At 63.8% G+C, this 7,952-nt stretch carries 8 protein-coding genes; all 8 read left to right on the forward strand.

Annotation, left to right across the window (positions count from 1 at the left end):
* Nucleotides 1–174 precede the first annotated feature (174 nt).
* On the forward strand, nucleotides 175–1,053 hold the full coding sequence (era, locus tag ACESNG_RS22405; protein WP_373061952.1) for a GTPase Era: 879 nt from the start codon (nucleotides 175–177) through the stop codon (nucleotides 1,051–1,053).
* The gene (locus ACESNG_RS22410; protein WP_373061954.1) at nucleotides 1,050–2,036 is read left to right on the forward strand and encodes a PorV/PorQ family protein; all 987 of its coding nucleotides are present in this window, start codon (nucleotides 1,050–1,052) and stop codon (nucleotides 2,034–2,036) included. Before era ends, ACESNG_RS22410 begins: the two co-directional genes overlap by 4 nt.
* Entirely contained in the window at nucleotides 2,036–2,989 is a 954-nt protein-coding gene (locus ACESNG_RS22415; RefSeq protein ID WP_373070927.1) for a hypothetical protein, read from the forward strand. The genes ACESNG_RS22410 and ACESNG_RS22415 overlap by 1 nt, the downstream gene beginning before the upstream one ends.
* Nucleotides 2,990–3,220: 231 nt before the next feature.
* The gene (locus ACESNG_RS22420) at nucleotides 3,221–4,249 is read left to right on the forward strand and encodes a diguanylate cyclase (RefSeq protein WP_373070929.1); all 1,029 of its coding nucleotides are present in this window, start codon (nucleotides 3,221–3,223) and stop codon (nucleotides 4,247–4,249) included.
* A complete protein-coding gene (locus tag ACESNG_RS22425; protein ID WP_373061960.1) occupies nucleotides 4,249–4,935 on the forward strand; it encodes a zinc-ribbon domain-containing protein in 687 nt (228 codons plus the stop codon). Before ACESNG_RS22420 ends, ACESNG_RS22425 begins: the two co-directional genes overlap by 1 nt.
* 128 nt (nucleotides 4,936–5,063) lie before the next feature.
* Nucleotides 5,064–6,189, forward strand: a protein-coding gene (prfB, locus tag ACESNG_RS22430; RefSeq protein ID WP_373061962.1) for a peptide chain release factor 2 whose coding sequence is annotated in 2 segments (ribosomal slippage) — nucleotides 5,064–5,135 and nucleotides 5,137–6,189 — 1,125 coding nt in all. Because the reading frame shifts where the segments join, the coding sequence is not laid out codon by codon here.
* Nucleotides 6,190–6,209: 20 nt separating this feature from the next.
* A complete protein-coding gene (gene lysS / locus ACESNG_RS22435; RefSeq protein WP_373061964.1) occupies nucleotides 6,210–7,676 on the forward strand; it encodes a lysine--tRNA ligase in 1,467 nt (488 codons plus the stop codon).
* 7 nt (nucleotides 7,677–7,683) lie between these two features.
* Nucleotides 7,684–7,952, forward strand: a 269-nt coding sequence (locus ACESNG_RS22440) for an ABC transporter permease (protein WP_373061966.1), incomplete at its 3' end; no start/stop codon positions are given.

The raw sequence follows: 7,952 nt of genomic DNA on the forward strand, positions 1-7,952 counted from the left end.
CGGTCGTTAAGCCAAGCAGCGCCGATGGTACTCCGGTCGAGAGACCGCGGGAGAGTAGGCCGATGCCGGCACCTTGTGAAGCCCCCGTCACCGATCCTCACGGATCCCGGTGGCGGGGGCTTCTGTGTAGCACTACCCTTCACTTCCAAGTCGCATTCACCCGAATCCGAGTTCATGACACGGGCTGGTATCGTTACGGTCGCCGGTTTCCCCAACGCCGGCAAATCCACCCTGCTCAACCGACTCGTCGGTGAGAAGCTCGCGATTACGTCGAGCAAAGCGCAAAGTACCCGCCACCGTATACTCGGTCTGCGGACCGAGAATGACACGCAGATGGTCATTCTCGATACACCTGGTCTGCTCGAACCCAAAGACACCCTGCACAGCGCCATGCGCAACGCCGCACTCGCCGCAGTCCGCGACGCGGATGTCCTCGTCCATGTCGTCGATGCCACCGCGACCATTCCAAGCGATTTCGCTTCTGCTGCTGGACTTGAGCGTGCGCCTCGGGCCAAGATGCTCCTCGCGCTCAACAAGATCGACTTGATCGATGAGCCGAAGAAGTTCGCGCTGCTCGAGCATTACCCCGAAGCCGTGCTGCTGTCTGCACACACGGGTGACGGCATGGATCGATTGGTCAACGCGATCACGCAGATGCTGCCGGAAAGTCCGTATCTGTATCCTGCTGACGAACTGTCCACGCAGCCGGTCAAGTTCTTCTGCGCCGAGTTCGTTCGCGAAACGGCGCTCGAGCAACTCGGCGATGAATTACCTCACGCGCTCGCGTGTGAAATAGAAGAGTTTCGCGAAGGCTCTACTCCGCTGTACATCCGTGCGGTCCTGCACGTCGAACGCGACAGCCAGAAACGGATTGTGATCGGAGCCAACGGACAGCAGATCAAGAAGATTGGTCGCGTAGCACGCGAGAAAATCGAGCGCTTCGTAGGCCAACCTGTGTACCTCGATCTCTGGGTGAAAGTGCTCCGGAACTGGCGTCGGAATCGGGACGCCGTGCTGCGCTTGGGATACGGCGACCCGAACGAAAAGACGTGACGCGCGTGAGTCCGTGGCTTGGGCGGTGCGTGCGCGCGGCCGTCGGGCTCGCGTTCAGCGTGAGCATGGCGACGCACGCACGCGCGCAGAACGGTGGGCTCTTCCTGCTGGTCCCGTTCGGGGCGCATGCGGTCGCCCAAGGCGAGGCCGTCGTGGCCGATTCCGCTTTGGGCACCGAAGCCATGTGGTGGAATGCCGCGGCGCTCGCGCGCATCGGCAAGAAGGAATTAGCCGTGCACCATTCGCAGACCCTGATCGCCACCAGCGACATGCTCACGTTTGCGGTGCCATCACGCGTGCTGGGGACGGTGGCGGCGTCCGTGTACCTCGTGAACTACGGCGATCAGGCCGCCACCGACCCCGTAAACGGGACGGAGATCGGTACGATCACTAATCGCAACTATCAACTGGCGTTGTCCTACGCCACGCCCGTTGGAAAGCGTCTGAGCGTCGGCGTGACCTACAAGTTCATTATGCTGCGTTTCCAGTGCACCGGTATCTGCGGCAACGTGCCGATCATCTCGGGGTCGACAAGTGCACTGGATCTCGGTGCGCAGTATGTGCTGCCCACGACGCTGCCGATCACCCTCGGGGCCTCGGTGCGCAATCTTGGTCCTGCCCTTCAAGTGAAGGATGCCGAGCAGGCAGATCCGCTTCCGCGAGTCATCCAGATCGGCGGCATGGCGCGCGTGCCGATACGGTCACTCACCGCCGCCGGTGCGTCGCTCGATGTCACGCTCGATGTACAGAGCGCCGCGGCACTGAATGGCGCTGCCGGTGGACTTGGTGTCGTTTTGGGGTATCGGGACGTCGCCTTCCTACGCGGCGGCTACAAGCTCCAACCCGGAGACGCTAAGGGACCTTCCATAGGCTTCGGCTTTCGGCGCGGCGGGTTTGCGCTCGATCTGGCGCGCCGCTTCGACTCGGCGTCGGCGCAGCTCGGTGAGCCGCCAACGTACGTCTCGCTTCGGGCACGCTTCTGATGCGACGTGCGGTGCTCTCAGCGGCGAGCGGTCTGTTGGTTATGGCGGCGTCGTCGGCCCTCGCCCAAGGCGGGATGCCGGTGGCGCTTCGCACGACGACGGCCCTGGTCATACCAATCGCAGACGTTCACGTGCACGTGAAATCTCCGTCGGCGTTCAACCACGGCGTCGCCGGCGCGCCCAGCCGTGCCATGCTCCCGTCTCGCGACACGCGCGCGTCGTGGTGGGCGCCGGTGATCTCCGGCGTCGTACCCGGCTCCGGCCAGTTCTTCCTGGGACAGCAACGCGGTGTGGGATATCTGGCCGCCGAGGGCTACCTCCTGCTGCAACAGGTACGATCCCGTCGTGACGCGAATCGGGATCGCGACGCGTATCGCGCGTTGGCTTTTGACGTGGCTCGGAAGCCGTTCGGGGGGGAACGTCCCAGTGGAGGCTGGGACTACTACGAGTCGATGGAGAAGTTCCTCGAAAGCGGGGCCTTTGACCGTATTGCCGGTGGCGCCATCGATCCCGAGACCGACGAGACGACCTACAACGGCGCACGATGGTTACTGGCGCGCGAAACGTATTGGGTGAATCCCGACGTCCCGCCAGCCGTTGGGAGTCCCGAGTATCAGCGTGCGCTCGCCTTCTACCAGTCGCGCGCCGTCCCGGCCGCCTATCGGTGGAGCTGGCGCGACGCGCAGCTCGAGAAGGACGTGTACGGTCAGACTATTGCCAGCGCCAATCGCAGCGTTCAGCGGGCAGTGAACTACGTCGGCTTGATCGGCGCCAACCACTTGGTTAGCCTGATCGATGCCTACGTCAGCGTTCGCGTCCGACGCTTTGGTGGGGCCGGTGTTGCTGGGTTGAGCGTGGAAAGCGTTCACACCGTGGTCGAACCGGTGGGAGATCCGCGAGACGGCCGGCGACAAGTGCGCGCGTCGATTCGCTTGGTTCCCGCTGTTCGCTAGCGTTCCGGGCAAGATGCGCGCCGCCCTGATTCTTCATTTTATGTCGCACGATGTGACGGCCGATACATCGTGCCGATCGCCGGGACATGATCGTCTGATGTTGGGCGGGTTGTCACACCTCGGTTCGCTCCGGAGCCGTGCCTCGCCGTGTTTCACTCAGGTCGCGTCATTGCATCCGACCTGCTTTCGGTGTGCCACCGCCCATCCTCACTTCCGATCCACGCGTCGACGATGACCTCTCCAGGCTTCAACGAACACGTCGCGGTTCATCTGACCCTCGGTCTGGATGAGCCGTCGTGGTTGACAGCGTGGTGGGAATCGGCGCAGATCCCACGCCAGGAGACGGCGGACACGGACGGCGTCTTCCCGCAGGCGATGAAATCGCGTCCTCGGCTCATTCTCATCGACGCGCGCGGCGATGCCGACTGGGAAGCGCGCGCCGTCAGCACCTGCCGGCGCCTCAAGCGCGACGCATACACCGCGATCGTGCCGGTGCTGGTGATGGCGGCGGCTGAGCGCTTCGAAGACGCGTTTGACGCGGGGGCCGATGAGGTTCTTCGCGCCGACATGAGTGATCGGGAAGCGACCGCGCGGCTGTCGGCGATGCTGCGGCGCAGCGATCGCGACACGGATGTGCACCCATCTACGCGTTTGCCCGGCACGCGGGAGATCGAGGCGGAATTAACCCGGCGTGTGGCCTCCGGCGAGAAGTTCGCAGCATGTTACGCCGACCTGGATCACTTCAAGGAGTTCAACGACCGTTACGGCTATCACCACGGCGATCAGGTGATCCGGCTGGTGGCCCGGATCCTCCACGACGTCGTAAAGGGGCTGTGCGTCGAAGAGGGCTTTGTGGGACACATCGGGGGCGATGACTTCCTGTACACCATCCCTTTGGCTGCCGTCCCACGGGTTTGTGACGAAGTCATCCGGGTTTTCGATGAACTGATTCCGTGTCAGTATTCCGAGCAGGACCGTCGTGTGGGATATTTCTTCGGCAAGGATCGGCGCGGACAGTTGCATCGAGTTCCGCTGATGACACTGTCCATCGGCGTCGTCACCAATCAGCGCCGGCATTTCACACGGGGCATCGAGGTCAGCGAGTTGGCGACGGAAATGAAGAGTTACGCGAAGACACTATCGGGCTCCGTCTGGGCTGTTGATCGTCGCCGGGAAGAACCGGCGGTTCCGGCGTCGGCGGGCGCCTCGATCGATGCGCTTCGGGCGCGTCAGGGCATTCGCAGTGCAGGGGGAGCGTGATGACGGTGTCGTGTCCGGACTGCAAGTCGGTATTTCGCGTCGATCCGGCCAAGGTGCCGGCCACAGGCGTGCGCGCGCGGTGCTCAGTCTGCGGCGGCGTGATCGCCATCGGCGGCGGGACGCTGCCGATTTCGGTGACGCCCTCGTCCGCAACGGCCGCCGTGGCGGCACCCGATTCCGGAAGGTCTCGGGCCACGCCGATCTCGAACGGACCGTCCACCGGCGCGCGACCGCTGGCGGCCAGCGTCATGACACCACCTGCGCCAGCGGCGGCGTCGATACCGGCGTACCCACCGGGGTACCACCCGGCGGCCGCATCGTCGATGCCCGCAGCAACGAGTGGGGTGACGGCAGCCTTGGCGGCACCTTCGATGACGCCGATGTCATCGGGGGCAACGGCGACGCCCGCGGCCGGCAAGCGTCCGATCAATCCGTTCTTGCGCGCCGATCCCGCCCAGCGCGCGCGTCGTCTCGCGCGGGCGCTGGTGTCCGATCTGGTGGCGTATCATCCCCAGAAGCGCGACGAAGGCCTTCGTGACGGCACGCTGCGTCAGCTCTTTCGCGAGGAGATCAAGAAGAGCTACGAGGAGTACATGGAACAGGTCGGGCGGGACGTCGCCGAGCACTCACCGTACTTTCAGGAAGCACTGAACGATATTCTCGCCGACGGGCGACGCCTGTTCTGATTCTGCCGCTGGAAGCCGATGCATTGTCCGGGTACCTTCCCTGTCACTCGATTGCTGGTAACAGCTGGTGACACTACGGGCCGCTCTCCCGCGCGGAGGGCGGCCCGCGTCGTACGCGGAGGCACGGCATGCAGGACGGGGAACGGCTGAAGGTGTTGACACGGTCGGAAGAGCGGCTCGTGGACATGCGGAGGTATCTTTGACGTCGACGCCAAGCGATCGACACTGAACGCGTATGAGAATGAGATGTCCGACGGAGCCTTCTGGAACGATCAGGAGTACGCTCGCGACATCGTGCAGCAGGTCAAGGTGCTCAAGGGATGGATCGAGCCGATCGACTCGCTGAGTGCGCGCATCGAATCCGCGCGCGAGATCGACGAACTGCTCGCGCTCGAGCCGGACAAGGGAATGTCCAAGGATCTCGATGCTGAAACCGAGCGTATCGTCGAAGAGCTCGACGCGTTCGAGCTGAAGTCGCTACTTCGGGGGCGTGATGACTTCCGTGATGCGCAGATCGAGATCAGTGCGGGCGCCGGCGGCACCGAGGCGCAGGACTGGGCGGAGATGATCATGCGCATGTACGTGCGGTGGGCGGAGCGAAAGGGGTTCGAGCTCCAGATGCTCGACCTCAGCGAAGGCGAAGAAGCCGGTATCAAGGGCGCCGTGATCGAGATCAAGGGACAGTATGCCTACGGCTTCCTGCGTCCTGAATCCGGCGTGCATCGCCTCGTCCGCATCTCGCCGTTCGACTCGCAAGCGCGGCGTCATACGAGCTTTGCGTCGGTGTTCGTGTACCCCGTCGTGGACGAAGAGATCAACATCGAGATTCGCGACGAAGATCTGCGCATCGATGTGTACCGCGCGTCCGGCGCCGGCGGACAGCACGTGAACAAGACGTCGTCTGCAGTGCGCATCACCCACATGCCGACCGGCCTAGTCTGCGCGTCGCAGGCCGAGCGATCGCAGTTCAAGAACAAGGCGACCGCGATGAAGCAGCTCAAGAACAAGCTGTATCAGCGGGAGTCCGACAAGCTCGCCGCCGCCAAGGCCCTCCTCGATGCCGACAAGCAGGATGTCTCCTTCGGCAGCCAGATCCGCAGCTACGTCTTCCAACCGTACACGATGGTCAACGATCACCGCACCGAGCTCAAGATCGCCGACGTCCAGCGGGTCATGGACGGCGGTATCGATCCGTTCATCCAAGCGTACCTGAAGCAGGAGAGCGAAGAGAAGGCGCAGGGTCGGCCGCTGTGAGCGACGAGCTGAATTTCTTAATGAAGGCGCGACGCGACAAACTCGATATGCTGCGCGCCGCGGGCGTCGAACCCTTTGCGTACTCATTCGATCGCTCGCATACCGCGACCGAGGCCGTCGCCGCGCTCGGTACGTCGGACGAGGGCCCCGAAGTGACGGTGGCCGGTCGTCTCACGTCGTGGCGCAGTCAGGGGAAGACGGCGTTCGCCCATCTCGCGGATATGGACGGTCGCGTGCAGCTGTACTTCCGTCGCGACGAGATCGGCGAAGCGGCGTGGGCCCTCCTCAACGCGTGGGACCTCGGCGACTGGGTTGGGGTACGCGGCCCGATGATGCGCACGAAGACCGGCGAAGCCACGGTCAAGGTGAGAGAGGCCACGCTGCTCTCGAAGTCGCTCCGGCCGCTTCCGTTCGGCAAGGAACAGATGGTCGACGGACAGATGGTGCGGTACTCCGGATTCGCGGACACCGAGCAGCGCGCGCGTCAACGCTACGCCGACCTCGCCGTGCACCCCGAGGTTCGTGCGCTGTTTCGTGCGCGCTCGGTACTCACGCGCAGCATCCGCGCGCACCTAGATGGGCTGCACTATCTCGAAGTGGAAACGCCGGTGTTGCAGCCACTGTACGGCGGCGCCTCGGCGCGTCCGTTCATCACGCACCACAACACGCTCGACATGCCGCTATATCTGCGCATCGCAGACGAGCTGTATCTCAAGCGCTTGATCGTGGGCGGATTCGAACGCGTGTATGAAATCGGGCACGACTTCCGCAACGAAGGCATCGACCGGACCCACAATCCGGAGTTCACCATGCTCGAGTTCTACGAGGCGTTCGCCGACTACACCACGATGATGGCGCGCGTCGAGACGCTGATGGTCGCCGCGGCTGATGCAATGCGTTCGATGCCGATCGTGGGCGAGAAAGTTCCGGTACTACGCACGCCGTTTCCGCGGATCGAATGGGTGCCCTCGCTGTCACAGGCGGCCGGCCTCGATGTGATGGCGGCGGATGATGCCACGCTGCGTCAGGCGGCCGCGCGCATCGGCGTGCAGAAGGTGGCCACACTGAGTCGACCGAAGGTGCTCGACGAGATGTTCCAGGAACTCGTGGAGTCGAAGATTGATACGCCGACCTTCGTGGTCGACTATCCGATCGAACTGTCGCCGCTCGCGAAGCCCAAGCGTGGAGGACCCGCCGGTCTCACCGAGCGCTTCGAGCTGTTCGCGCGCGGCAAGGAACTCGCGAACGCGTTCTCCGAGTTGAACGATCCGATCGATCAGCGTGAGCGCTTCGAAGCTCAGGCGCGACTCCGCGAGGCGGGTGACGACGAGGCGTCCGGTGTGGACGACGATTATCTGCGCGCCATGGAGTACGGCATGCCACCCACCGGTGGTGTCGGTATCGGCATCGATCGCCTGTTCATGTATCTCACGGACACGCAGAACATCCGTGATGTGATCCTGTTCCCCACCATGCGCCCCGAGTAACTATTTCGTGACCCGCCTCGAGATGTCGATCGCGTGGCGTTATCTGCGGAGTCGCCGCGGATCGCGCTTGTTGTCGCTGATCAGCGTGATCGCCATCGGCGGTGTGCTGATCGGCGTCAGCGCGCTCATCGTCATCATGGGGGTCATGAACGGCCTGCAGCGCGACCTGCGCGAGAAGATTCTGGTGGGGAGTCCCGATGTCCACGTGCTGCCGTACGGCGATGGCATGCGGATGACCGACTGGCGCAAGACGCGCGAGGCGGTGGCGGCGACGCC

Origin of the sequence: Gemmatimonas sp. (genome assembly GCF_041689975.1) — a bacterium.
GTDB lineage: Bacteria > Gemmatimonadota > Gemmatimonadetes > Gemmatimonadales > Gemmatimonadaceae > Gemmatimonas.

Excerpts from the sequence above, each read along its gene's own strand:
- era (WP_373061952.1), top strand. The coding sequence starts at position 175 with ATGACACGGGCTGGTATCGTTACGGTCGCCGGTTTCCCCAACGCCGGC.
- ACESNG_RS22415 (WP_373070927.1), top strand. The coding sequence starts at position 2,036 with ATGCGACGTGCGGTGCTCTCAGCGGCGAGCGGTCTGTTGGTTATGGCG.
- ACESNG_RS22420 (WP_373070929.1), top strand. The coding sequence starts at position 3,221 with ATGACCTCTCCAGGCTTCAACGAACACGTCGCGGTTCATCTGACCCTC.
- ACESNG_RS22425 (WP_373061960.1), top strand. The coding sequence starts at position 4,249 with ATGACGGTGTCGTGTCCGGACTGCAAGTCGGTATTTCGCGTCGATCCG.
- lysS (WP_373061964.1), top strand. The coding sequence starts at position 6,210 with ATGAAGGCGCGACGCGACAAACTCGATATGCTGCGCGCCGCGGGCGTC.